At 48.8% G+C, this 25,713-nt stretch carries 30 protein-coding genes; 1 reads left to right on the forward strand and 29 read right to left on the reverse strand.

Annotation, left to right across the window (positions count from 1 at the left end; all coding sequences use genetic code 11):
- Nucleotides 1-162: 162 nt before the first annotated feature.
- Nucleotides 163-1,065 carry an ArsR/SmtB family transcription factor gene (locus WDY75_RS20620; protein WP_006209385.1) on the forward strand — a complete coding sequence of 301 codons (903 nt, stop codon included), beginning with the start codon at nt 163-165 and terminating at the stop codon, nt 1,063-1,065.
- A 60-nt stretch (nt 1,066-1,125) separates the two neighbouring features.
- Here WDY75_RS20620 and WDY75_RS20625 read toward each other — a convergent pair whose 3' ends face one another.
- The 29 genes from WDY75_RS20625 to efp all read right to left on the reverse strand — a co-directional run bounded on the left by WDY75_RS20625 (nt 1,126) and on the right by efp (nt 25,653).
- A complete protein-coding gene (locus WDY75_RS20625) occupies nt 1,126-1,503 on the reverse strand; it encodes a zinc ribbon domain-containing protein (RefSeq protein WP_063479104.1) in 378 nt (125 codons plus the stop codon).
- Nucleotides 1,504-1,668: 165 nt separating this feature from the next.
- Entirely contained in the window at nt 1,669-2,472 is an 804-nt protein-coding gene (gene spo0A, locus WDY75_RS20630; RefSeq protein ID WP_006209384.1) for a sporulation transcription factor Spo0A, read from the reverse strand.
- A 195-nt stretch (nt 2,473-2,667) separates the two neighbouring features.
- Nucleotides 2,668-4,002 carry a SpoIVB peptidase gene (spoIVB, locus tag WDY75_RS20635; RefSeq protein ID WP_063479102.1) on the reverse strand — a complete coding sequence of 445 codons (1,335 nt, stop codon included), beginning with the start codon at nt 4,000-4,002 and terminating at the stop codon, nt 2,668-2,670.
- A 100-nt stretch (nt 4,003-4,102) separates the two neighbouring features.
- Nucleotides 4,103-5,842 carry a DNA repair protein RecN gene (gene recN, locus WDY75_RS20640; protein ID WP_338840695.1) on the reverse strand — a complete coding sequence of 580 codons (1,740 nt, stop codon included), beginning with the start codon at nt 5,840-5,842 and terminating at the stop codon, nt 4,103-4,105.
- A 41-nt stretch (nt 5,843-5,883) separates the two neighbouring features.
- On the reverse strand, nt 5,884-6,333 hold the full coding sequence (gene ahrC / locus WDY75_RS20645) for a transcriptional regulator AhrC/ArgR (protein ID WP_006209381.1): 450 nt from the start codon (nt 6,331-6,333) through the stop codon (nt 5,884-5,886).
- A gap of 17 nt (nt 6,334-6,350) precedes the next feature.
- The gene (locus WDY75_RS20650) at nt 6,351-6,842 is read right to left on the reverse strand and encodes a hypothetical protein (RefSeq protein ID WP_063479101.1); all 492 of its coding nucleotides are present in this window, start codon (nt 6,840-6,842) and stop codon (nt 6,351-6,353) included.
- 68 nt (nt 6,843-6,910) lie between these two features.
- The gene (locus WDY75_RS20655) at nt 6,911-7,783 is read right to left on the reverse strand and encodes a TlyA family RNA methyltransferase (RefSeq protein ID WP_063479100.1); all 873 of its coding nucleotides are present in this window, start codon (nt 7,781-7,783) and stop codon (nt 6,911-6,913) included.
- A 19-nt stretch (nt 7,784-7,802) separates the two neighbouring features.
- Nucleotides 7,803-9,713 (reverse strand): 1-deoxy-D-xylulose-5-phosphate synthase, encoded by a 1,911-nt coding sequence (gene dxs, locus WDY75_RS20660; protein ID WP_063479099.1) that lies wholly within the window; start codon nt 9,711-9,713, stop codon nt 7,803-7,805.
- 110 nt (nt 9,714-9,823) lie between these two features.
- A complete protein-coding gene (locus tag WDY75_RS20665; protein ID WP_152825305.1) occupies nt 9,824-10,699 on the reverse strand; it encodes a polyprenyl synthetase family protein in 876 nt (291 codons plus the stop codon).
- Between the two features lie 22 nt (nt 10,700-10,721).
- On the reverse strand, nt 10,722-10,982 hold the full coding sequence (gene xseB / locus WDY75_RS20670; RefSeq protein ID WP_063479098.1) for an exodeoxyribonuclease VII small subunit: 261 nt from the start codon (nt 10,980-10,982) through the stop codon (nt 10,722-10,724).
- Nucleotides 10,972-12,342, reverse strand: a complete 1,371-nt coding sequence (gene xseA, locus WDY75_RS20675; protein ID WP_063479097.1) for an exodeoxyribonuclease VII large subunit — start codon at nt 12,340-12,342, stop codon at nt 10,972-10,974. The genes xseB and xseA overlap by 11 nt, the downstream gene beginning before the upstream one ends.
- 1 nt (nt 12,343) lies before the next feature.
- Nucleotides 12,344-13,204, reverse strand: coding sequence for a bifunctional methylenetetrahydrofolate dehydrogenase/methenyltetrahydrofolate cyclohydrolase FolD (folD, locus tag WDY75_RS20680; RefSeq protein ID WP_036636766.1), 861 nt, complete (start codon nt 13,202-13,204; stop codon nt 12,344-12,346).
- Nucleotides 13,205-13,262: 58 nt separating this feature from the next.
- On the reverse strand, nt 13,263-13,721 hold the full coding sequence (gene nusB, locus WDY75_RS20685) for a transcription antitermination factor NusB (protein ID WP_006209373.1): 459 nt from the start codon (nt 13,719-13,721) through the stop codon (nt 13,263-13,265).
- 177 nt (nt 13,722-13,898) lie between these two features.
- Nucleotides 13,899-14,132 (reverse strand): DUF2273 domain-containing protein, encoded by a 234-nt coding sequence (locus WDY75_RS20690; protein WP_006209372.1) that lies wholly within the window; start codon nt 14,130-14,132, stop codon nt 13,899-13,901.
- 15 nt (nt 14,133-14,147) lie between these two features.
- Entirely contained in the window at nt 14,148-14,687 is a 540-nt protein-coding gene (gene amaP / locus WDY75_RS20695; protein WP_006209371.1) for an alkaline shock response membrane anchor protein AmaP, read from the reverse strand.
- Between the two features lie 73 nt (nt 14,688-14,760).
- On the reverse strand, nt 14,761-15,174 hold the full coding sequence (locus tag WDY75_RS20700) for an Asp23/Gls24 family envelope stress response protein (protein ID WP_006209370.1): 414 nt from the start codon (nt 15,172-15,174) through the stop codon (nt 14,761-14,763).
- Nucleotides 15,175-15,292: 118 nt separating this feature from the next.
- Nucleotides 15,293-16,636 (reverse strand): acetyl-CoA carboxylase biotin carboxylase subunit, encoded by a 1,344-nt coding sequence (gene accC / locus WDY75_RS20705; protein ID WP_036636762.1) that lies wholly within the window; start codon nt 16,634-16,636, stop codon nt 15,293-15,295.
- Nucleotides 16,637-16,690: 54 nt separating this feature from the next.
- Nucleotides 16,691-17,194: an acetyl-CoA carboxylase biotin carboxyl carrier protein gene (gene accB / locus WDY75_RS20710; RefSeq protein WP_006209369.1), complete on the reverse strand. Its 504-nt coding sequence runs from the start codon at nt 17,192-17,194 to the stop codon at nt 16,691-16,693.
- A gap of 169 nt (nt 17,195-17,363) precedes the next feature.
- Nucleotides 17,364-18,194, reverse strand: coding sequence for a SpoIIIAH-like family protein (locus WDY75_RS20715; protein ID WP_006209368.1), 831 nt, complete (start codon nt 18,192-18,194; stop codon nt 17,364-17,366).
- A 71-nt stretch (nt 18,195-18,265) separates the two neighbouring features.
- Complete coding sequence (gene spoIIIAG / locus WDY75_RS20720; protein WP_006209367.1) at nt 18,266-18,907, reverse strand: stage III sporulation protein AG; 642 nt, start codon at nt 18,905-18,907, stop codon at nt 18,266-18,268.
- A 14-nt stretch (nt 18,908-18,921) separates the two neighbouring features.
- Nucleotides 18,922-19,641 (reverse strand): stage III sporulation protein AF, encoded by a 720-nt coding sequence (spoIIIAF, locus tag WDY75_RS20725; RefSeq protein WP_063479096.1) that lies wholly within the window; start codon nt 19,639-19,641, stop codon nt 18,922-18,924.
- A 39-nt stretch (nt 19,642-19,680) separates the two neighbouring features.
- Nucleotides 19,681-20,889 carry a stage III sporulation protein AE gene (spoIIIAE, locus tag WDY75_RS20730; RefSeq protein WP_006209365.1) on the reverse strand — a complete coding sequence of 403 codons (1,209 nt, stop codon included), beginning with the start codon at nt 20,887-20,889 and terminating at the stop codon, nt 19,681-19,683.
- Nucleotides 20,890-20,904: 15 nt separating this feature from the next.
- Nucleotides 20,905-21,294: a stage III sporulation protein AD gene (gene spoIIIAD, locus WDY75_RS20735; RefSeq protein WP_006209364.1), complete on the reverse strand. Its 390-nt coding sequence runs from the start codon at nt 21,292-21,294 to the stop codon at nt 20,905-20,907.
- Between the two features lie 10 nt (nt 21,295-21,304).
- Entirely contained in the window at nt 21,305-21,508 is a 204-nt protein-coding gene (spoIIIAC, locus tag WDY75_RS20740; protein ID WP_006209363.1) for a stage III sporulation protein AC, read from the reverse strand.
- Nucleotides 21,509-21,523: 15 nt separating this feature from the next.
- Entirely contained in the window at nt 21,524-22,042 is a 519-nt protein-coding gene (spoIIIAB, locus tag WDY75_RS20745; RefSeq protein WP_006209362.1) for a stage III sporulation protein SpoIIIAB, read from the reverse strand.
- A complete protein-coding gene (spoIIIAA, locus tag WDY75_RS20750; protein WP_006209361.1) occupies nt 22,035-23,033 on the reverse strand; it encodes a stage III sporulation protein AA in 999 nt (332 codons plus the stop codon). Before spoIIIAA ends, spoIIIAB begins: the two co-directional genes overlap by 8 nt.
- A 119-nt stretch (nt 23,034-23,152) precedes the next feature.
- Complete coding sequence (locus WDY75_RS20755; RefSeq protein ID WP_006209360.1) at nt 23,153-23,419, reverse strand: YqhV family protein; 267 nt, start codon at nt 23,417-23,419, stop codon at nt 23,153-23,155.
- 186 nt (nt 23,420-23,605) lie between these two features.
- Complete coding sequence (locus WDY75_RS20760; RefSeq protein ID WP_063479095.1) at nt 23,606-24,859, reverse strand: aspartate kinase; 1,254 nt, start codon at nt 24,857-24,859, stop codon at nt 23,606-23,608.
- 236 nt (nt 24,860-25,095) lie between these two features.
- Nucleotides 25,096-25,653 (reverse strand): elongation factor P, encoded by a 558-nt coding sequence (gene efp, locus WDY75_RS20765; protein WP_006209358.1) that lies wholly within the window; start codon nt 25,651-25,653, stop codon nt 25,096-25,098.
- Between the last annotated feature and the right edge of the window lie 60 nt (nt 25,654-25,713).

Consider the following 25,713-nt stretch of genomic DNA (forward strand, 5'->3'; position numbering starts at 1 on the left):
TTTATATTTAATTAACTATTATGTTAATCATATACTCGAAATTTTGTTTCTATAAAAGAGGTGATTTATATACAGGTTAACCTTGCCTATGGTATGATGCTTATTAGTTAATGATCTTTGTTCATCTTGGTTCATGAAAACTTTTTTGAAAGAAGTGGTCATATGCAATTGGAAATAGACAAGTCATCGCTTGTGGTTTATGAGGCGTTGGCCAGCGAAGTTCGAATCAAGATAATTCAGCTGCTCTCCAAAAACAAAATGAATATCAAGGATTTGGCTCAAGAACTTCAAATTAGCAGTCCGATTGTGACAAAGCATATTAAAAAACTGGAAGATGCGGGGATTATACGCACGGAGAAAATCCCCGGAAAATCCGGACAGCAAAAAATTTCAATCCTGAAAGTGGATCATATCGAAATCAATTTCCCCAAAAAAATTTTTCATTCTTTTGCTTCCTATGAAGCTTCGGTGCCTATCGGCCATTACACGGATTATGATCTGAAGCCTACCTGCGGCCTTGCGACTGAAAAGGAGTTTATCGGAAGGGTGGATGAGCCTAAGTATTTTATGGATCCGAAGCGGGTTGATGCAGAGATTCTATGGTTTACCGAAGGGTTTATCCAGTACAACATCGCTAACTTTCTTCAGAAGGACGAGAAGCTGCAGCAGTTCGAGATCAGCTTGGAGCTGTCGTCGGAATTTCCTTTTTCCAACGATGTTTGGCCTTCGGATATTACGTTCTCATTAAATGGGATTGAACTCGGTACGTGGACAAGCCCCGGGGATTTCGCAGATACGCGAGGGAAATATACACCTGAATGGTGGCCGCACAACATCAACCAATATGGACTACTGAAAACGATCCGGATTACAAGTCATGGCACATACATTGATGGCGACCCGCTCTCCCCTGTCTCTGTGAACGATCTGGATACCACTTGTGACCGTTGGACCTTTCGAATTGAAGTAAAGCCAGACGCGGAGCACGTTGGAGGAGCCACGATATTCGGCAAAAAATTCGGCAACCATGAACAAGATATCGAGTTCAAAATGTATTATCTGTGAGGGGGATAGGATCCCGAGCATTAAGAATGAGGAGCATATAGCGAGAAGAAACCAGCCGAATCAACGGCTGGTTTCTTTTGTGGAGATCTTATTTTTTATTTCACTTAGCAGGAAGATAATTTCGGCAAACGCTATTGTGAAAAAACCTGATACGGTACCAATTATCAACCAGGGTAAAGCAACCATATAATCAAAATCATCATATGACATTTCTGGCTTACCAATTATAAAGAAAACAATCACTGAACAGATTACCTCAATAATTCCGATCGAAAATACGATACTTCCAATCGTATTCTTACGCTGATTGCCTGTTTCCACGGATTTAAGAGCGATAGAACTATTCACGTCTGTTTCCTCTTCGTTTGTTGCTGTCCCACAATGAATACAAAACGGTGCATCAACAGGTAGATCTTGTTTACAGTTGTTACAGTACATTTTGACCTCCTACATTTTATCTCCCTTCTCTTTTTATCGTATACTGTAACTTTTTAATGAAGGGTATACTCAATAAACAAACTAACAAAAAAATAAAATCACTCCTTCACAGGTTACTCATTCGCAACCAATAAAGGAGTGATTTCAATGTTAGTCCTTACCCTTTCAAGAAACCTTATGCTCGATTCTCAGCTTGTCTGCCACCATCGCGATGAACTCGCTGTTTGTTGGTTTGGATTTGCTGATGTTGATCGTATAACCAAACAGATGGCTGATGGAATCGATATTGCCGCGCGTCCAGGCCACTTCAATGGCGTGACGGATGGCACGCTCCACTCGGGAAGGCGTTGTTTTGAACTTCTCGGCAATGGCCGGATACAGTGTTTTGGTTATCGCACCCAAAATTTCGATATTGTTGTATACCATAGTAATCGCTTCCCGCAAATATTGGTAACCTTTGATATGAGCAGGAACGCCAATTTCGTGAATAATCGATGTGATATTCGCATCCAAATTCTTGCCCTTGCCCATAGGAACCACATTGGATTTCATGCTTGAAAACGGCGTGCTGGACGAGATATTGCTTGGCGATCCAACCAGCTGGCGAATGCGGCTAGCCAGAACCTCCATATCAAACGGCTTCAGAATATAATAAGAGGCACCCAATTGCACAGCACGCTGAGTAATATTCTCCTGACCAAATGCCGTGAGCATAATGACTTTCGGCTGTGGAGACAGGTTCATATCGCGTAAACGCTCAAGTACGCCAAGTCCATCCAGATGAGGCATAATAATATCAAGGATTAGCACATCTGGTGCTTTTCCTGATTCCTCAATCATGTTCAATACTTCTTCGCCATTATAAGCGATTCCGGATACCACCATGTCTTGTTGATCCGAAATGTATTCACCAAGCAGGTTTGTAAACTCACGGTTGTCATCTGCCAATAATACTTCGATCTTTTGCAATTCGTGCTCCTCCTTTATCAGATCAGTGATTAGTTTAGAACATTTTCTTGTGTTTAAAGTTTTCGACATGCTTATTTAAATTCCTTCTGTCGAAAATTATTTTTCTTTATTTTTTTTTGAAGTTGATTTATAATTAAATATTTTGTTTCAAATTAATCTGTATTTCGTTATTTTACGACAAAAAATCTCAAGGCATTAACCTGCCTTAAGATTTTGAGGAATTGACTCTGTAGATTGTAGTACACCGGAATCCTGAAGCATCCATTCAATAAAGCATCCATATCCCGATTTGGGATCATTCACAAACACGTGGGTTACAGCTCCAATCAGCTTACCGTCTTGGATAATTGGACTGCCGCTCATGCCCTGTACGATACCGCCTGTCTTCTTGAGCAGCCTTGGGTCCGTAATGCGCAGCACAAGCCCTTTCGTTGCCGGAGCGTCCTGTTTGGACACATGAACAATCTCAACTGTGAAGCGTTCGACTTCCTGACCTTCAACAACGGTCAAAATCTCGGCTGGGCCTTCCTGAACCTCATGAGACATGGCAACCGGTATCGGCTCCTGATAAAGCCCGTGATCCGGCAGATCATTCATTTTACCAAAAATGCCAAAGTGGGTGTTACGCTCGACGTTGCCCAAAATCTTGCCGTCCTTCGTGAAGGTTGCCCGTTTTTCTCCCGGCTCGCCTTCTTCACTACGGCTAATGGACGTGACGTTAGACTGAACGATCTGGCCACTTCCAACCTCAATAGGGGTTTGAGTATTCATATCGGTGATGACATGGCCCAGGGCGCCATAGACTTTCTGGTGGGGTGCATAAAAGGTCAAGGTGCCTACACCTGCGGCAGAATCACGGATATAGAGGCCAAGGCGCCAGCTTTGATCTTCCTGGTCATAAGCTGGACTCAGCTTGGTCTTCATTTCTTTACCGCCCCGCTTAAAAGAGATATCCAGTGGCCGCTTGGCTTTGCCCGCCTTCTCCACGAGATCTGCAACCTTAGTTACGTCATTGAGCGGCTTGCCATCCATCGTCGTAAGCAGATCGCCAAGTTTTAAACCTGCTGCTTCTCCGGGTGACACTTTGGCACCGTTTTGAACGCGTACCAGGTGATGACCAACCACGAGAATTCCAGAGGATTTCACTTTGACACCGATGGTTTGACCACCCGGGATTACCTTGAGTTCAGGCATCACTTTGACATGTACAGTCTTCAGAGGAATTTTACCGAATAATTTCAGTGTAACTTCAGCTTTTCCGCTTTGCTGAGGATTTAAGTGCAGCGGATGCTTCAATGATACTTGAAGCTGCGATTCGCTGGAGCCGTTGAGTTGCACGACATCCGGACGATCTACTGAAGCGAGTGCTTGAACGGGCATGGCAACATCCAGGCGGGACTGCTGACCGGAAATCAACCTAAGCTCATCAGGCAATGAAGCAAAAGATTGGACAGGATCAGCAGATCCAAGGAAACAAAGAAGGAAAGCAAGAACGAAACCGAGCAGTTTTCTCCTGAGGTTAGGCTTCAATGGCTGTCACGCTCCCTTTTTCTTCTTTCGCTTGACGAAAAGGTGGTCGCCAATTGCGTACCTTTAAGTTACCCTGCCCTTAAGGTTTTATAACTGTCAATCATTGACCCAAAGCCTTTCTGGAAGCCTTTTGCGCTGCCGCCAGATTGAGCATTTCCTGGGCATGATGCAGCGTCTTTTCCGTGATTTCGACTCCGCCAAGCATTCGTGCAAGCTCTTTTACACGCCCCTCTTCCGTCAGGTTCTCCACTTGGGTCATCGTTCTGGAGGCTTCAAGTTTCTTCTCGATTAGATACTGATGATCCGCCATACAAGCCACCTGAGGCAAATGCGTAATGGAGAACACCTGACAGGTTTTGGCCAGCAAAAACAGCTTCTCAGCAATCGATTGGGCTGCTCTGCCGCTAACACCCGTATCGACTTCATCAAAGATTAAGACCGGAATTTGATCATGACGGGCAAATATACTCTTCATCGCCAGCATAATTCTGGACATTTCACCGCCTGAAGCAATCTTGGCAAGCGGACGCAGCGGTTCTCCCGGATTGGCGGATATGAGGAATTCCGCTGTATCCATTCCTTGTTTGGTCAGCCGTACTCGATGTCCTTCATATTCATATCCGTTAGGATCCACCTGCAGCTCTAAACGTACCTCCAGAGAGGTTCGCTCCATCTGAAGATCCTTCAGCTCGCCTTCCACTTGTCGTGCCAAATCCTGCGCGCACTGCTTGCGGGCAATACTGAGCTCTTTAGCACTAACCAAAAGCACGCTCAATAGCTCATCCCGTCGCTGCTCCAACGCTTGAATAAATTCGTCCTTGTTTTCCAGCATGTCAGTTTCCTGCTGAATTCTCACGTAGTATTCCAGAATTTGCTCCACATTATCCCCATATTTTCGGCGTAATCCGGATATCATTTCTAAACGAAGCTCAATGTCGTTAAGCCGCTCGGGATTGAATTCAATCCCGTCCCGATAATCGCGAAGCTGGAATACGGCATCCTCAAGCTGATAATACGCAGATTGAAGCTGCTCGACCAGCGGCTTTAACCCCTTCTCGTCATAAGCAGATACATCTTCCAATTTCGACAGTGCCCGGCTGACGGATTCGAGACCCGAGGCCCCGTACAAGAGGTCGTATGCTCCTGCTACGGAGTCCATCATTTTCTCACTATGGGACAGCTTGGTCCTTTCATCGGAAAGTTCCTCGTCTTCGCCTGTTTTTAGCTCGGCTGCCGCTATTTCCTCCAGCTGAAAACGATACATATCCAGCATTTGATACGCCTTTTGGCTGGTCTCTTGCAGGTCCCTAAGCTCTCTTTCCACTTTACTAAACTCGGAGTACAGCTCCTGGTATTTACGCTTGGCAGGTCCTATGACCTTATCTCCGTACGTATCCAACAAGCTCATATGCTGCTCTGAACGCAGCAAACTTTGATGCTCATGCTGACCATGGATATTAATCAGTTTCTCGCCGACTTCACGGAGCATACTTAGATTCAGAAGCTGTCCGTTAATACGGGACGTGCTTTTCCCTTGGGCTGTCAGCTCTCTTCGGATCAGCAAATGTTCCTCCCGATCCGCTTCCACACCCAGCTCCTTCAGCGTATTCCAAACCGGATGATCAATGGGAAGCTCAAATAAGGCTTCGATCTCCGCCTTGTCACAGCCGTAGCGAATCAGCTCAGCAGAACCGCGCCCGCCTGCAATTAACCCAAGCGCATCGATAATAATGGATTTACCCGCCCCAGTCTCCCCTGTTAGGACATGAAATCCCGGATAAAATTGCACATCCACACTCTCAACAACTGCCAAATTACGAATGGATAACGTGTTTAACATGCTTAACACCTCCACAGCCTGCTTATATATAGGACATTGACTTACGATATGAATTTATTGATCTGGGATACAACGTGTTCCCCATCGGCCTCCGTACGGCAAATTAACAATATGGTGTCATCTCCGCAGATGGTTCCCATAATTTGGGACCACTCCATATTATCCAGCAGTACCGCAACCGAGTTGGCTGTTCCAGGCAAACATTTCATGACGACAAGGTTTCCGGTACGATCGATGTATACGAAATTATCGATCAGTGCTCTTTTGAGCTTCTGTACAGGATTGTAACGCTGATCAGTTGGCATGGAGTATTTGTAACGCCCATCATCCGTTGGCACCTTAATGAGCAGCAGTTCTTTTATATCTCGTGAGATTGTAGCCTGTGTAACCTGAAAACCCTCAGCACGCAAAGCATCCACAAGCTCATCCTGTGTCTCAATATCATGGTGGGTAATTATATCCCTGATTTTAATATGGCGTTGTCCCTTCATAAAGAGCCTCCTGAGTATTAACTGTTGTATTCATCATTGCCGATCCATTCTTCGTCTGACCAATCTAAACCTAAACGGTGAATGACCTGTTCATTCATATCGATATAGAGCAGCCCGGCACATTCCGGATACAGCAGCAAAAATGGCATGAGCCGGTCACGGATGCCCGAGCCTGTCCAATCGACCGGCATTCGGTCCCGCGACACCTTTACCATATACAGCTCACCTCTGTCATCGGATGCAACATAATCGACAAACAGACGACTATGGATCGGCCTCTGTCCCGTTTCGAAAGATAAGTTTATTTTTACTTTACCCCCAACTACATCATATCCCTCTTCTTCAAGCATCCCAATCGCTGGATGATCTGGTATTCGCTCATTGATCGGGATACCCGGCAGCCGGTCCGGTGATGGTGACATCAGCCAACGATTCAGCCTATAGCCGATAAGCAAGGCAATGACGACACCAAGCAATATCATTAATAACCAATCATAACGCTCATTCATCCTCTCACCTCGAATTTTGTATTCGCGGATGAGAACATAAATTCCTCTTTTTCAGCAAAAGAAACCCATCATTTCGATGAGTTTCCCGTAAATGTATGAGCCGCTTGTGTTACAACGGTGTCAATCCATTGACTCAAGTGGACAGCATCTTGTCCATCTCCCTGAATCGGTGCTTCCGAAACTTCAGAAACCTCCGGCTCTAAACGCCAGTGGGCCAGGAATTCAATATTTCCTTCCCCTCCGGTAATCGGTGAGAAAGTAAGATTTTTCAATTTGAACCCTATCTCTTCAGCAAAAGTCAGCACCTGCGTTAGAACTTCCTTGTGAACCTTCGGATCCCGAACCACGCCGGATTTACCGACCTTCTCCCGCCCTGCCTCAAATTGAGGTTTGATCAGAGCGGCAACATCTCCGGGTTTACCCAGCAGCATTTTCAATGGTGGCAAAATAATGCGGAGGGATATAAACGACACGTCAATGCTTGCGAAATTAGGCTGTGGGCCCTTCAAATCCTCCGGTGTCATATATCGGAAATTCGTTCGCTCCATGACACACACGCGCTCATCGTTACGCAATGACCAGTCCAGCTGATTATAGCCAACGTCAATTGCATATACATAACTTGCCCCGTGCTGGAGTGCGCAATCCGTAAAGCCGCCAGTCGAAGAGCCGATATCCAGCATCGTGCGCTCCTTCATATCGATATCGAATTCACGAATCGCCTTCTCAAGCTTTAAGCCCCCACGACTGACGTACGGATGAACAGAGCCTTTGACTTTCAGTTCTGACGTCCTCGGGATTTTCATGCCGGCCTTCTCGATCCGCTCGGTTCCAGCGTAGACCAGTCCCGCCATAATCGCAGCTTTGGCTTTTTCCCTGCTTTCATAATATCCCTGCTCCACGAGCAAGACATCAATCCGTTCTTTCTGAGATGAATCCATATTATACTCCCGATCGTTACTAAGACATAAAACTTCTCTTGCCAAGCTCAGCGGTCCGAGCGGTTTTCAATTTCCGGATTTCCTGACACACCGATTCCAGGGTCAGCCCTACTTCTTCACGCTGCTGCGGAATGCTTCCATGCTCGATAAACCGATCCTCAATGCCCATTAAGGATACGACTGCATCATGTATTCCCTGTTCTGCAAAATACTCCAGAACCGCACTGCCCATACTGCCCGCTTGGGAAACCTCCTCTAGAACCAGCATGGACGTACCGGTCTCTGCCAAATTCTTGAGCATCTCTCCATCGAGCGGTTTAATGAACCGGGCATTAACGACTTCTACCGAAATGCCTTCCCGCTTAAGCTGCTCGGCCGTTTCCTCGGCTAATTGTACCATCGGGCCCGAAGCCAAAATGGCATATCCTTCACCCGGACGAACGATTTCCCAAGTTCCGATAGGAATGGGTACCAGTTCGGTATCCATCGGGACACCACGAACGTTGTTCCGAGGGTAACGATATGCAATCGGACCCTCATTATAGTCGAGAGCTGTTTTCATCATATGACGAAGCTCATTCTCATCTTTCGGCATCATAATGACGATATTCGGGATGTGACGCATAAAGGCCACGTCGTATACCCCTTGGTGTGTTTCGCCATCAGCGCCAACAAAGCCGGCGCGATCAATCGCAAACATAACGTTGGCGTTATGACGGCAAATATCGTGCACGATCTGGTCATAAGCGCGCTGCATAAACGTCGAATACACGGCAAATACAGGCTTCATGCCCTCCATCGCTAGAGCTGCGCACAGTGTTGCTGCATGCTGTTCGGCGATGCCCACGTCAATCATCCGGTCAGGGAATTTCTTGCTGAACGGGATTAAGCCGGATCCGCCCGGCATCGCTGGCGTAACGGCTACGATGCGTTTGTCCTGCTCACCCAGCTCAATCAAAGTTTGACCAAACACTTCGGTGTACATGGGGTTGCCAACAGCTTTAAGCATTTGACCGGATTCAATCTTGTAAGGAGTAGAAACACCATGCCATTTATGAGAATCTGATTCTGCAGGACGGTAACCCTTGCCTTTGGTGGTTACCGCATGGACCAGAACAGGTCCATCTACGTTGTCAGCCTGGTTTAACGTATCGATCAGCTTGTTCAGATCGTGTCCGTCCACAGGTCCCAAATACGTAAAGCCAAGCTCCTCGAACAGAACGCCGGGAACCATCATGTATTTGAGGCTGTCCTTCATCTTCTCCGCAGTCTTTGCCAATTTCCCGCCGATAGCAGGAATCTTCTTCAGCACCATCTCCACTTCGTCTTTAGCGCGAAGATAAAAGCGGTCTGAACGAATTTTGCTTAAATAGTTATGCATGGCACCCACATTGGGTGCAATCGACATTTCATTATCATTTAAAATGACTATCAGCTTTTTCTGCTCATGGCCAATATGATTGAGAGCCTCAAACGCCATGCCGCCGGTAAGGGCGCCATCCCCGATCATGGCGATAACCCGATTGTTCTCACCCTTCAGATCGCGTGCCATAGCCATTCCCATTGCAGCTGATAGCGAAGTGCTGCTGTGCCCGGCTTCCCAGACATCATGCTCGCTTTCAGAACGCTTAACGAAGCCGCACAAACCCTTGTATTTGCGGAGCGTGTCGAACTGATCCATCCGACCCGTCAGGATTTTGTGTACATAGGCTTGATGACCCACGTCAAAAATCATCTTGTCACGAGGGCTGTCAAAGCAATAGTGCAAGGCCAGCGTGAGTTCAACCACTCCCAGGTTCGGTGCAAGATGGCCACCGGTAACGGACAGTTTTTCAATTAGAAAATTACGGATTTGTACAGCTAAATCCTCGAGTTCGTTCACCGATAAGTTCATTAGTTGTTTGGGATGTTTGATATTTGGAAGAAGCACGAAGAATCTCCCCGCTTTCCTTGATTAAGTTTACGTTTCTGAGGCTGACTTGTGAATCAGCCATTAATAGACATTATATCACAAAAAAACCTTATGCATGTAATGCACGCTTAGTGGTCCCGAGCCATCAAGAAATCTGCAATCTCGAGCAGTCTGGATGGATCGTTGAAATTCCCCTCGGTGATAACCCTCTTGGCTTCTGCTGTCAGGCGTTCAACCTCTCGCCTTGATGGGTCCAAACCGATGAAGTACGGATAAGTTACTTTTTCCTGCTTCACATCGCTCTGTACCGGCTTCCCAAGCTTGGACTCATCCCCGACCAGATCCAGAATATCATCCTGAATCTGAAAAGCAAGCCCGATGTGGTGTCCAAAAGTCCGAAGCGACTCAATCTGGGCTTCCGTGCATCCGGCGATATGCCCGCCTGCCATGAGTGAGAACATGATCAAATCACTGGTCTTGTGCAGATGGATATACTCCAGCTGCTCCAGCGTCGTCAACCCTTGTTCACCCTCCATGTCGGCAACCTGGCCTCCTACCATTCCCCGAGGCCCTGCATACTCAGCAAGATCCTCCACAATCGACAGCACGCGTTCTGCCGGAACGCCAAACTGTCTGGAAGCCTGAATTATGCTATAGAAAGCGTGGGTCAGCAAGGCGTCACCAGCCAAAATAGCACTGGCCTCACCAAATACCTTGTGATTTGTCGGTTTGCCTCGGCGGTAATCGTCATCATCCATCGCTGGCAGATCATCGTGTACGAGCGAATATGTATGGACCATCTCAACAGCACATGCCACCGGAATTGCGGCATCGCGTGATCCGCCCCCCGCTTCGCAGGCAGCAATCACAAGCAGCGGACGCATACGCTTTCCGCCTGCCATTAAAGAATACGACATGGACTTGTGAAGGGTTTCAGGAACTTTCCAACTTGGGGGAAAAAGATTCGTAAGCTCACTATCAAGCCTGTCACAAATTTCATTCATATATTGATTGATCGGTTGTCTATTATTCACCCAGTTCACCTGTCTCCTCCAGCGTCCCGCCAAAGGGCTTGCGCTTAAGTTCCCCGCCTTCTTCAACAATCATTTCGATCTTCTGCTCAACCTGCTCCAGCTTTTGGCTGCACATCTGCGACAGCTTCATGCCCTGTTGAAATAAATCGATGGCCTTCTCCAGAGGTACGTCTCCATCTTCCAATTGCTCTACAATGGTCTCAAGCTGAGCCATTGCCTCTTCAAAACTGATCTCCACGGTTTCATTCGCCATGCCCTTCATCCTCCTTCATTCCCCATACTTGACACTGCAGCTGTCCATCACTGACCCTCACATTAACCAAATCGCCCAACTGCACATCCTCTAAAGACTTCACGAGTCTCTGCTCTTTCTCGTCATACACCAGACTATACCCTCTGGACATAATCTTAAGCGGACTGAGTGCATCGAGATGCCGCATTTCGGTTTGAAGCTGTGACAGCCTGGATTTCATGATGGACTGCATCGCATTCATTAACTGGCGGTTAGCCTGATCTTTCCTTCGCGCCGCAAACTCCGCTTGCGTGCGCGGATTGTACCGAATCAACCCCTGATGCAGTGATTTTTGCCGCTGACGGCTCAGGGATAGCTGCGATTTCAAATTCCCGTGCAGCCGCTGTGACAGCATGTCCAACCGCTCAGCATGCTGCAGCATGTATCGGCGAGGGTGAACAAGGACGGGAGAGCGCTGAAGTGAAGCTAAACGCTCACGGCTCCGCTTCAGGCGCTGCTGAAGCCCCTGATTCAGCTGCCGCTGTCTCTGAACAAGCTGCCCCTTCAATTCTGCGCTGCTTGGTACCGCAAGCTCCGCTGCAGCAGTTGGCGTAGCTGCCCGAAGATCGGCAACAAAATCGGCGATCGTAAAATCCGTCTCATGACCAACGGCCGATATGACAGGAATGTCCGATTCATAAATGGCTCTTGCTACGATCTCCTCGTTAAATGCCCACAATTCTTCAAGCGATCCACCGCCGCGTCCTACAATGAGTACGTCTGCCTCAGCCATGTCATTCATTGTCCGAATCGCTTTAACAATCGAAGGAGCTGCTCCTTTTCCTTGGACCAGAACGGGATACAATATGGTTCTCGCTTGAGGGTACCGCCTTCTAATGGTAATCATAACATCCCGAACAGCGGCTCCCGTCGGCGAGGTAATGACGCCAATCGTCTTGGGATAAAGCGGCAGGGGGCGCTTGCGATCAGCCGCAAACAAACCTTCCTCCTCCAGCTTGGCTTTCAACTGTTCATATGCCAAATACAAACTGCCGATACCATCCGGCTGCATTTGAACAGCATAGAACTGGTACTGCCCATCCCGTTCGTAAACCGACACGTTTCCACGAGCTATGACCCGCGAGCCTTCCTTCGGAATAAAGGGAAGTCTCTGATTGTGGGTGGCAAACATAATTGCACGAATCCGACTTCCTTCATCTTTGAGGGTGAAGTACATATGACCGCTGGAATGATGGGTGAAATTCGAAATTTCACCTCGGATCCAAACATCTGAGAGCCGCGAGTCGCCTTCCATTTTCATACGGATATAACGGTTTAAATCCTTTACGGATAAAACGCGTCCTGGATCTGCCGATTTCATATTAGGCCAACCCATTCAGCCTTTTGGCGGCTAACAAGGTATTCTGCATCAGCATCGTGATGGTCATGGGGCCTACGCCTCCAGGAACCGGGGTAATAGGGCCGGACACTTGCTTCACGCTCTCGAAATCAACGTCCCCGGCAAGCTTTCCGTTCTCCAGGCGATTCATCCCGACATCGATGACAACGGCTCCAGGTTTCACATAGCTGGCATCGATCATATTGGCTCTGCCGATCGCGACGACCAGAATATCCGCTTGACGAGCAATTTCGGCCATGTTGGCAGTTCTGGAATGACACATCGTAACCGTGGCATTCTCCCGCTGAAGCAGGAGGGACACCGGCTTGCCCACAATATTGGATCTGCCGATTACAACGGCATGCTTGCCCGCAATCTCTATGCCGGTTCGTTTAATCATTTCAATCACACCTGCTGGAGTACATGGAAGCAAGCTGTCATCGCCTATTACGAGGTTACCCACATTAACCGGATGGAAACCATCCACGTCCTTCTCCACCGAGATTGCATCGATGACAGCTTTCTCATGGATGTGTTTGGGCAGAGGCAGCTGAACCAGAATCCCGTGAATGGAATCCTGGGCATTAAGCTTGTCCACCAGCGCCAGCACTTCTTCTTGGCTGGAATCCGCGGATAGCCGATGCACCTCCGAATAATAACCCAGATCCTGACATGCCTTTTCCTTGTTACGAACGTAAACATGCGAAGCCGGATCATCACCTACAAGTACAACAGCCAAACCAGGACGTACATTCTGCTTGGACAATTGTTCTACTTCTAACGCAATCCCCTTGCGAATTTCCTCGGAAATCTGTTTACCGCTAATAATCGTTGCTGCTGTCATCCTTATCTCTCCTCCACTATGATGGAATGATGCGGCCTTTACGTTAAGTGCGCACAGTTCAAGACTGACGCAGCTTCAGTTTGACTTGGTCCAGTTCTTGAATCATCCGGCCCAGTACGCCGTTCACGAATTTACCGGACTCATCGGTTCCAAAATGCTTGGACAACTCAATTGCCTCGTTTACGGCAACCTTCCCGGGCACATCTTCACGGCTGCTCAGTTCATATACTGCCAAACGGAGAATTTGACGATCCACACGGGAAAGACGACTCACCTGCCAGCCTTTCAAATAATGAGCGAGCAGTTCATCAATGGATTCCTTGGATTCCCAAGTTCCGTTAACCAGCTGCAGTACATACTCCTTCATTTGGACTTCGTCACCGATTACCCGCTCGGTCTCATTCTCTTCGGCCGCTTCCGAGAGCAGCATCGACACGGCTTCCATGCTGTCGACTTCGTTCATCTCCATTTGGTAAAGGCTCTGAACGACAATCTCTCTAGCTACACGTCTTTTCATTTCGTTCCTCCTGTGGACCCTGCCTGAATCCATTTTTTCTAATTAGTATGATCCATTTATCATCAAGACTTGACAACAATAAAACTCCAAAAAAAAACCTGTGAATATCTCTCTCCGCAAAAAAGGCGCACTAAACCTGTCCTCAGCATTTTTTCCGGAGAAAGCATATCACAGGGTTCATTTAAACGGCCGCCAACGCTCAGAAAGCCAGCGCCCCCATTCCTGAAAGTGGAACATGGAGCCTTGCTTCAAATCCTTACGTTTGCCAAATATATAGCCGATAAATACCACTAATGCAAAGAACAACATATCCCAAAAACCGGATAATAAATAAATCAGTCCGCACACAAGCCCGCCGGTCACGCCGGCAATTCTTCCTCTGTGACTCTCCCATATTTCTTTCCAGGGCATTTGGGAAGCTCACCTCTATTCCACGCGGCTCTTGAAGCTTGGTGCCTGAACCACGTTAGCAATATACACGGATACGGATGACACAGGTATTCCAGTTGTATCCTCAACAAAGTCGTGCACCTGCTTCTGTACTTCGGTTGTCAGCGTTGGAATGGATTCCTCTCCATCAACCACGGCGCGAATCGCGATATCCAGACCTGACTGGGATACTTTGATTCGGGACTTCAAATCCTTTACGCCTCGGACGCGTGAAGCAGCCTTGAGACACAGATTCTCGATCGTCTCCACAGAGATTTGGATATCGCCAAATTCTGTACGCTGATCAATGGAATTCAGGTTCGAGCGATCACGTCTTACTGAGATGTAGAAGAAACGAATGCTCAGCAAAAACAACACCGCAGCTACGATAATTCCAGCCCAGAAAAGACGTTGTTCCTGCACACTCGTTAACGTATACGGAACAGCGCCGCTCAACAGGAGGATGGCAACTACGGATATAACACCGATGCTTAAGCTGTAGATAAACAGCAGAAGTCTGTCCATTATTTTGGCCACGATTCAGCACAGCCTCCCTTATAAATTAGAGTAAACCCTCGACATCGCTGCCCAGGGCTAGCCTGAAACTATTCTATTTCACGCGTTGAGCCAGATCCAACTCTTCCGTCTTCTCTACGGATTTCATGAAATGGACATCATGAATATGTACATTGACTTCAATAACCGTAAGCCCTGTCATATTCTCTATTGAACGTTTCACGTTGCGTTGGATTTCTCCAGCTACTTCCGGAAGACGATACCCGTATTCCACAATAACGGATACATCAACAGCAGCTTCGCGTTGTCCCACTTCCACTTTAACACCCTTGGATAAGTTTTTGCGTCCGAGCAGTTCAGCAATACCGCCTGCGAAGCCTCCGCTCATTCCTGCAACTCCACGCACTTCAACCGTGGCAAGTCCAGCGATGACTTCAATAACTTCCGGCGCAATCTGAATCTCACCGATATCTGTACGTTCGAATTCTGTAGGCAAAGTTTCCGCCATTGTCTCAACACACCTTTCAGAATAAGTAAGCGGATGCACCCGAACTGCATAAGGCATGCGCTCTTATTACTCATACTATACCATTTGGCCAAGTTTATGACAAACTTGGCCAAAGTATTCAAATCTCATTTTCTTCCAAAAATTTAATATCAAAGTCACCCTTCAGGAAGGTGGGATGATTCATCAGTTTTTGATGGAACGGGATTGTAGAATAGATTCCCTCAATCTCGAATTCCGCCAAGGCGCGCTTCATCTTCGCAATCGCTTCTTCACGAGTCGGCGCCCATACAATCAACTTGGCAATCATGGAATCATAATAGGGCGAAATGGTATAGCCGGGATATGCCGCGCTGTCCACCCGCACGCCAGGACCACCTGGAGGTAGATAGAACTGAATCGTTCCCGGTGCAGGCATGAAGCCTTTGTCCGGATTCTCGGCATTGATGCGGCATTCGATGGACCAGCCGTTAATGACAACATCCTCTTGACTGAAGGAAAGTGTGTTGCCTTCAGCGACAGAGATCATTTCCTGGATCAGATCCACCCCGGTTACCATTTCGGTCACCGGATGCTCTACCTGAATCCGCGTATTCATTTCCATGAAGTAGAACTGACCGTCTGGCGACAATAAAAATTCAAGCGTTCCGGCACCAGAGTAATCAACAGCTTTCGCCGCGCGCACCGCCGCTTCTCCCATCCGGCTGCGTACCTCTTCACTTAGCACCGGACAAGGAGCTTCTTCAACCAGCTTCTGTCTCCGGCGCTGCACGGAACAGTCACGCTCTCCGAGATGCACGGCGTTGCCGTGTTTGTCAGCCATAATTTGAATTTCGACATGCTTCATGCCGGTTAAATATTTCTCAAGATAAACTCCCGCATTGCCGAATGCTTTCTGAGCTTCCTGCTGTGCGTTTGTAATCTGCTTAACGAGCGACTCTTCGTCCTCTGCGATCCGAATTCCCTTACCCCCGCCACCTGCAGTGGCTTTGATAATGACCGGATAGCCGATATCCCGGGCAAGCATAACCGCCTCGTTCAGATCCTCTACCAAACCGTCCGAGCCCGGAATAACCGGTACACCGGCATCCTTCATCGTTTGTTTTGCAACGGCCTTATCCCCCATACGGTTGATTGCGTCAGCCGAAGGACCGATAAAGGTAATATTGCAGGATTCACAGATCTCAGCAAAGTCCGCGTTCTCGGCCAGGAAGCCGTAACCCGGGTGAATGGCATCACACTCGGTCAGTGTGGCAACACTCATAATATTGGTGAAATTCAGATAACTGTCTTTGGATAGTGTAGGGCCGATACAATAAGCCTCATCCGCTAAGCGAACATGCAGCGACTCGCGATCCGGCTCCGAGTATACAGCAACGGTTGCGATGCCGAGTTCCCGGCATGCCCGGATGATACGAACGGCAATCTCTCCCCTGTTCGCAATAAGCACTTTTTGAAATGTCATGCAGTAACCTCCTTCGGACTCTTACGACTCTCGTTCTTGGCGAGTCCCTCCATATTACTCCGGCTTCACCAGAAACAGAGGCTGCCCGAATTCTACAAGTTGTCCGTTCTGAGCGAGAACCTCTACGATTTCGCCTTTGATCTCTGCTTCCAGTTCGTTCATCAGCTTCATGGCCTCAATGATGCAGACCGTCGATTTATCAGTCACCTTGTCCCCGGGACTAACAAACGGCCCAGCTTCTGGAGAGGGGGAACGATAAAAGGTTCCTACCATCGGTGAAACGATTTTATGTAATGAGCTGCTGCTATCCTCCACTGTATCCTGCCCCGGTGCGGCTGCAGGCGCCTGATTCCCCGTATTCGGCTGTACGATCTGTGGTGCCATCACTTGCTGTGCTGGTATGTACGCTTGCGGCGCAGCTTGATAGTTGTTTACAACCTCAGCTGCATTGGGTTTCTTAATGGACAAGCGTGTACCTTCGCTCTCAATCTCCAGTTCATGTACGGAAGTTTGATCCACCAGCTTAATAAGTTCTTTGATTTCGTTTAATTTAAACATTATCGACGTTCACTCCTTCACTTTCTTGGAAGCCCTTGCTTAGGACAGTCAGTCAATAGCTTAGAGTATTATATCACAATCAGGCGAAATAGAAAGAGCCCAAGGCAATCCTTAGACTCTTTCAAGAGTATCGTATAAAGATGCTTTATGTTGAATCCTGCAGACGGGCTTACGGCGTAACATATCGGACAGTTACTTTATCCGGTGAAACCTTCAGTTCCTTCATCACAAGATCGACAATGCCGGCTGCGCCTTTGGCATCAAGTTTGTCGCTCAGAACAACAACATTGTACTTCTCGCTTTCTTCTTTTACAACAGCGTTGCCAAATTGCTGCTGCAGCGACTCCTCGATGCTGAGAATCACTTCCTCTTTCTCTTCAGCCGCTTTCAGCTGTTGGGTTGCTTGTGCCGTTTGCTCCGGCTTATCTTCGTGATTGTCGATCTTTGTCATCAAATCATCGTATAATTTCATATTTTTTTGTGCCCGCTCTAATTTATAGGACTCCAATTGAGCTTCAGCGGAAGTTGCGTTGGCAGCCACTTGCTCTAATATTTCTTTCTCTGATCCCTCTCCGGTATTCGTGCTGCTGGTATCTTTGGAATTCTCAGCTCCATCCTTGGATTCCTTCACCTCAGGCTCTGCCGGTTTTTCTGCTGCCCCATTCTCTTTTCCTTCATCCCCTTGCTCTCCCTGTGTCGCTTCCGCAGGGTCTTGAGCACCTGTGGCACCTGTGTCGGTTGTTCCAGCCCCTTGCTCATTAGCACCGGAATCGCCGTCCGTGCCTTCTTCGAGAACTTCGTTCACAACCAGTTCGTCACCAGTGCCTGTAGTTCCGTTTGCTTCTTGTCCAGCACCTGGCTTCTGTCCGTCAACCTGCGTGCTCTCGGCAACAGGCGGTGCTTTGGTTCCGGAATCATCCGTAAATAAGTAGTAGGCTGACAGAATGACCATTAAACTCAGCATGGAAACCAACCAGATGGTTTGTCTTTTGTTATTCATTTGAACTTTTCCTCCTTTAATTGAAAAACCTTGGAATGAACGATCGGCTCATTCGCGAGACTCCTTGCTTACTACTGCTTGCGTGGGACAACGGATATTCGATAGGATGGGACATTGAGGCCGCGCTGGATCGCATCCACGATCAAGCTTTTGACAATTTCATTCTCCGCGCCCTTGGCTACGACAAGCACACCCCGGACCTGCGGCTTGATCTTCTTGGTAATAATGGGCGTTTGATCACCGGCTGAATCGTAAGTGACGATCTGCCCGTCGCGCTGATAGCTTGTAACATGACGTTTCCCCCCGTTTGCATCGGTTTCCTCCGTCAGCTCTTGTGTATCCTTCATGTTGCGCTGAACCACCAGTTCTTCCGTAGAATCCACGGTTACCATCACATCGACGGATCCTACGCCTACAATCTGTTCCAACATGGTCTTGGTACGCATCTCGAAATCCTGCTCTATCGATTCAAAATCCGCGCCGCCGCTGCTTGAAGTCCCCCCTTGCGTTGTAGATACTGAGGCCGATTCGGGCGGTGGCTCACGGCCGATATTCTCGTGATCAAGCTTCTTTACATTCACGAAAGAATTGAACAGCATGATTGCCACACCGATAAGACCCAGAATGATCAACCAGCGGAAGGTTTGTATTTTTCTTGCTCCGCCAGCTCCTCCGCCAAGCCACTGTTCCAATCGCTTCAACCAATTCCCCATCATCCTCACCTCCGCTACAGCTTTTTATCCTGCTCCTGGCCTGGCATATATATCGTGATCAGATCCGGCTCCAAATCCCAGCGACGGCTGATGTAATCCCGTACGGGCTCCGCCCTTGCCTCCTCGGCTATGCTTACGGCCTCTGCGTTATCCTTAGCGTTTGCCTTCCCATCTCTTTCCGTTGATGAAGGCTCAACGTTGACTCGAACAGAATCCACAGGGGGGATGCCGATGGGGTGCTGATTTTCTTCCTCTACTGCAGCATCCGCTTGTTCCATCCCGGTCAGTCTGACATCGACAGAACGTATTGCCGCGCCGGAATATCCCTTGTCCTGTCCGGCAACCGCAGCCAGTACCACCTTAACCTCTTGTACCGCTTCCCCTGTTTCTGCGGAAATTTCTTCCTTCATCACCCGTGCCAGTTCATTGCCTGCCCACTGAAGGCTTTGACTCTGCTGCATATCCTTCAGCTTCTCGGCCTGTGCCATAATCTGTTCCAGTTGAACCTCTTCCGGCAGCCCCTTCTCCTGACGCTCCAGCTCCATCGCCAATTGGTTCTCGGGCGGGTCCGTAATCAGCGAGATAATCGGACTTAGCAGTGTGAGTAGGATGAGGAGGCTTAGAACTAACCGGGCATAACGTTCCATCGCCTTGCCAGGCAGTATCAGATCAACGAAGGCCGCAAAGAGGACCACCATAATGACGCTTTTCAGCCAAGCTCCAAGCCAGTCCATTCGTCAACCCTCCTAAACTGCGACTGTTGCATTACCTTTTCACCTCATCATGACGGTGATGTTGCCTGCGGTGAGCAATATCGTTATCGCCAGGAAGAACATCATGCTCACGGCGGCCAAGGCTGCAAACACATACAGCATCGTCTTTCCGATCGTTTGCAAGCAGGTCCCGATCGGCGTGTCCCCAAGCGGCTGCATCACCGCAGCTGCCAGATTATATATCAAGGCAAGCGTCAAGATTTTGATTGCAGGAAATGCACACAGAAACAAGATGATGATGACCCCTGCCAGACCGATGGAATTCTTAACGAGCAATGAGGCCGAAATCACGGTATCCGTCGCGTCTGCAAACATCTTGCCGACTACCGGAACGAAATTGCCTGTTACATATTTGGCTGCCCGGATCGTCACGCCGTCCGTAACCGAGCTGGTTAACCCTTGAACGGAAATGACGCCGAGGAACACGGTAAGCAGCACGCCCAGAACCCCCATGGAGATTCCTCTAAGCAGATCGGCAAGCTGGGTCAGCTTGTACTTTTCAGACAGCGAACTCACAAGATGCAGCAGTGCCGAGAAGAACAGCAGCGGGAAAACAATCGTGCTTATCAAGGTGCCTACCGTATGTACCATGAATATGACCAGGGGATGAGCAACCGATACCGTTACAACATTCCCCATTGACGCCATGAGCGCAAAGAGCAGAGGAAGCATCGCCATCATGAAGTCAATCATCTGCGTGATCGCATCCCGCGCATATCCAATCGCGATGCTGAAGCTGTTAACAGCAATGACCAGCACGACCATATAACAGATCGTATAGGCTACGCGGCTCACCGTGCTTTTTTCAAAAGCCGTCTGCAGGTTCTCCAGGATGAGACTCATGATGCTCAGCATGACGATGGTAGCCAGCAGTTTGCCGTTATAGAGCACCTCATGCCATAAATATTTCCCAATACCGGACATAACCCCTTTGAAACTTAACCCGTCGCCGCCCGGCAGCAGCATATCCATCAGAGACGGCGTCTTGCCGTCCGGGAAGAATCCGCCGTAATCCTTCATCAACCGGTCCCAGTATTTCTCAACCTGGTCCGTCGGCAGCTGCTCCGTCTGCTGCTCCACCCAATCTCCTGCCGGATTTGATGCCTCAGCCGCGGATACCGTGCCGCACAACAAGCCGGAGAGAAACAACATCAAGGTTAGTAAACGAAACACGGCTAAGCCTTTTTGAATGGTCGCTCCTCTTCCCATGTCCCCCCACCTTTATCAAGCCGGGAGGAGCTTCAGGACCGTCTCGATAATGATCCCGATAATCGGTACAGCGAGCACCAATATGAGCACTTTTCCCGCCAGTTCTATTTTGGATGCGATTGATTCCTGTCCGGCATCTCGTACGATCTGGGCTCCCATCTCCGCAATATAGGCAATGCCGATAATCTTCAGGACCGTCTTTAGATATATGATCTGGACTCCGGAGTTCTCCGCCAAATCCTCCAGCATGGATATGACATTTCCGATCTTCCCGATGAGGAAGAGAAAGATCAGCACTGAGGTCGCCACGGCGAGAAGAAAGGCAAAGAGAGGCTTCTGTTCCTTGACCACCAATATCAGCACGGTTGCGATGAGACCCAGCCCTACCACCTGGATAATTTCCATAAAGGTCCACCTACTGGAATAGAAAAATACTTTTGATTTCCTTAAGCAAATCGTCGAGCAGTCTTATGACCATAAACAGCACCACCACAAACCCGATAAGAGTCACCCAATGCGCCATGTCTTCCTTGCCCATTTGTTTCAGAACGGTATGGATCATGGCGATAATAATGCCGATACCCGCGATCTGGAAGATGGCATTCACTTCAATGTTCATTTCCTTGGCACCTCGCTAAAAGATCAAAATGACGATCAATGCTCCAATTAGCAGCCCCAGACTCTTGCTCATCTTTTCATATTTGACCTGGTCGTCCCTAGCCGCTGCTTCTTCATGCTTCAGCTGACCGACGGCCAGAGCTATATGTTTGATCTGGTCCTGCCTGTCACTGGTGCCAAGTACGCCGCTAAGCTGCTCCAACACCTCTCGCTCGGCACTTTTCATCGATGTTCGCTTCCAATATTCGCCAAGTGCCTTCCGGATGCTGTCCTGTGCGGATAACCCGTAGTCGGGTCTCATGTAAAGTGCAGCTGAGGCAAACAAGGATCTGAGCGGCTCTCGAAGGGAAGTGCCAATTCGCTCCAGTGCATCGGGAAGCGGTGTAAAACCGTAGCTGATTTCCGTCTCTAGCCGTTGAAACGCCAGAATGAGTTCTCTTAGCTGCCTGGGTCTTGTCGCAAACTGCTGGGCTTGAAAAAATCCGGCCAAAGTACCTGCTCCCAGCACGAGCACCGCGCCCACCAGTTTAAGCATAGGCATCACCGCCAGGCGGGCCGCTCGCAGCCGGCTGAAGTGTGCGCTGACCTCCGTCATACAGCTTGTATGATCTTTGGTCACCCGTTCTGTTAAGAACGGCATACATCTCAAACATCCGGTTCTCCAGTAATCCGGAGAGTGCTGGTCGGCCCCGCATATCCTGGACGGATGAACCATGCGCCGTTGCAATCACGCTTATGCCTGCATGCAAGGCTTCAATGACAGCTTCGGCGTCTTCCGGGCGGCCGATCTCGTCCACAATCAGCACATCCGGCGACATGGACCTTATCATCATCATCATCCCTTCCGCTTTCGGACATCCATCCAGCACATCCGTACGGGGACCCACGTCAAATCCCGGCACTCCCCGCAAACAACCTGCAATTTCAGAACGTTCGTCAACGATGCCAACTTTCATTCCCGGCCAATGCACGGCCGACTTCCCCCATTTGCCATGGCTGATTTGCCTCGCCAAGTCCCTGAGCAGCGTGGTCTTGCCTTGCTGAGGCGGAGATAGAATCAGCGTGTGCAGGACCCTCTTCCGCTTGCGGTCCAGTAAATGCGGGATGATATCGTCTGCTGCTCCCTGTACTTCCTTGGCAATCCGTACATTGAATCCGCTGATGTCCCGAATGTGTTCAACTCTACCTCCGCTAAGCACGGTCCGGCCTGTGAGTCCAACCCGATGACCGCCGGGTATCGTGATGAACCCTTTGCGCAGCTCCTCTTCCATGGTGTAGAGGGAATGATTACTGATGAGATCCAGCAGCCTGTGGGTGTCTTCGCGTGTCGGTTTATACGCTTCTTCTGGCCGCAGAGTGAGTCCGCCCCGCAGGTCCAGAAAGTGATGCTTACCCGCCGAATTGATTTCGAGCGGACGCTCCTCCCGGATGCGCACCTCCTCCACATGATGGAGAAGCTCGTTCGATAAGCCCAGCAGCATTCGTTTTACGGTTTCGGGAAACAGTTCCAGCCAGCTCAGTGTCATTTCAATTTCCCCCAAGTTGTCCTTTTTTGAAATATGGCGCTTTACAGAACGTCATTTAAATAAATAGAACTTCTTATCCCATGTGTATGCTTGTACCGAGAAATTATGCAGCGAATCTATCATTTTTTTAAAACTCCGTATAAGAGACAGGAGACGCCGCACAAAATCCAGCCAATCTTCCCCCAAGACAATTTATCTGCCATTCCTACAAGACCGATCGTTGTCGTAATAATCAACACCAGCGGACCCGTGAAAGCCAGTGCTGAATTAACAGCCAGCGCTTTATCAACTTGATTCAGTCGAAGCATGATGATGGCCGCCACAATCTCGAGACTGCCGGAGAAAATTCGCAATGTAGCCATACTAGCGACAAACTTGTCCAGCATGCTGTTTATCCTCCTTCTTCCTTCTTCACGTCAGTGATGTTTAAAAATATGCGAGTGACTCTCGTTTTATCTCTATTTTTTTTCAATTTCATAGAACCGATATCTGAAGCGAATGAACAACGCAAAAAATCCCGATCGATATCGACCGGGATTACTCTATTAAAACAGGTATAATAGCTGAAAATGTTATCGTCGAACCTGCGGTCCGCCAACGGAAGCCTGCTGGTCTGTATCCAGCCCGTACGCAGTATGCAGCGCCTGTACAACACCTTCGAGATTGCTGCCCTCAATTACGCAGGACACTTTAATCTCGGAAGTGCTAACCATCTTGATGCTGACGCCTTGCTGTGAAATCACATCGAACATCTGAGCTGCCACACCAGGATGGCTGACCATTCCCGCTCCGACAATCGACACTTTCACAAGATGATCTTCCGATGTCACATCACGGTACGGAAGTTTACCGCGAATCTGCTCAATTACGGACAGTGCGCGTTCGCGATCGCTCAGGGAAACGGTAAAGGAAAAGTCCGCTTCGCCATTCTGCACACCACTCTGCACTATAATATCGACGTCAATCGCTTCCTTCGCCAGCTCTCCGAACACTTGAGCCAAGACACCCGGCGTATCGGCAACACCTAGGATACTGATTCTGGCCACATTCTTGTCAAATGCAATTCCGCTGACAACCACACCTTGCTCCATGCTTGTTTCCTCCTTAACAACCGTACCCTCGTTATGATTAAAACTGGATCTGACGACTAGCTTGACTTGATTATGCTTCGCATATTCAACCGCACGCGGGTGAAGGACCGCTGCACCAAGATTGGCAAGCTCCAGCATCTCGTCATAGGAAATCTCCTTCAGCTTCCGCGCGCATTGGACTACCCGCGGATCTGTAGAGTAGATTCCGTCCACATCCGTATATATTTCACATACATCCGCTTGAATGGCTGCTGCAAGAGCAACCGCGGTGGTGTCTGATCCTCCGCGACCAAGCGTCGTAATTTCTCCTTCTTCGGACATTCCCTGGAATCCCGCGACAATGACGATGTGACCATCGTCAAGTGCCTTATGCACGCGCTCAGGCATAATGTCGGTTATACGAGCTTTGCCATGGACCGCTTCCGTACGGAAGCCTGCCTGCCAGCCAGTAAAGGACATCGCCTTGTGCCCCAGGCCGTGAATAGCCATGGACAGCAGTGAAATTGATATCTGTTCCCCTGTGGTCATCAGCATATCCATTTCCCGCGCCGGCGGGTTATCATTCAACAGTTTCGCCTGATCGATCAAATCGTCTGTTGTATCCCCCATAGCAGACACTACAACTACACATTGATGACCTTCATCTTGTTTCTCTACAATTCTTCTGGCAACACGCTTCATGCGTTCTGTATCCCCAACAGAGCTGCCTCCGAATTTCATGACGTACAGTGACAATGCTTCTTTCACTCCCCGCTAATCAGTATGTAACAGCATTCAGGTGGTTTCTCACTTTAAAACAGTATAATACGAAAGTGAGTCATCCCGTCAAGGATTTTCAAAAGCAAAACGTGCACAGCGCATGGATCCAAGCCCGGCTCATCGCAAAAAACTCCCGTACATGCGTACAGGAGTCCTTGATTTAGAACATATTGGCACCCTGCGAGTCTTCGAAGGGTCCCGTTTAAGCCATACTAAGCACGGGAGATATATTTACCTTCGCGCGTATCAATCAGAAGCACATCGTCTTCGTTAATGAACAGCGGAACCTGCACATTGAGGCCGGTTTCCACTTTCGCACTCTTCGTAGCACCCGTAGCCGTGTTGCCTTTGATTCCAGGCTCGGTCTCAACAACCTTCAGCTCAACGCTGTTTGGCAGGTTGATACCAAGGATCTCACCTTGGTAGCTGATGATGTTAACGTTCATGTTCTCTCTCAGGAAGTTAAGCTCCCACTCCAGCTGCTCGCTGGTCAAGCTGAACTGATCATAAGTTTCGTTGTCCATAAACACATGCTCTTGTCCGCTTGCGTACAGGTATTGCACTCCGCGGTTGTCGATGATGGCACGACCGATGGTTTCCCCCGCACGGAATGTCTTCTCAACGGTGTTGCCGTTGCGAAGGTTTTTCAACTTGGAGCGCACGAAAGCTGCGCCTTTACCCGGCTTCACATGTTGAAAATCCAAAACGCTAAAAATATCGCCATCCACTTCTACGGTCAAACCTGTTTTAAAATCGTTAACTGAAATCACTAAGATTCCCTCCTAAGGATACGGTCTAATGAATTGCATTTCATTCCTGATCGAACATTC

Origin of the sequence: Paenibacillus glucanolyticus (genome assembly GCF_037333485.1) — a bacterium.
Classification (GTDB): domain Bacteria; phylum Bacillota; class Bacilli; order Paenibacillales; family Paenibacillaceae; genus Paenibacillus_AQ; species Paenibacillus_AQ glucanolyticus.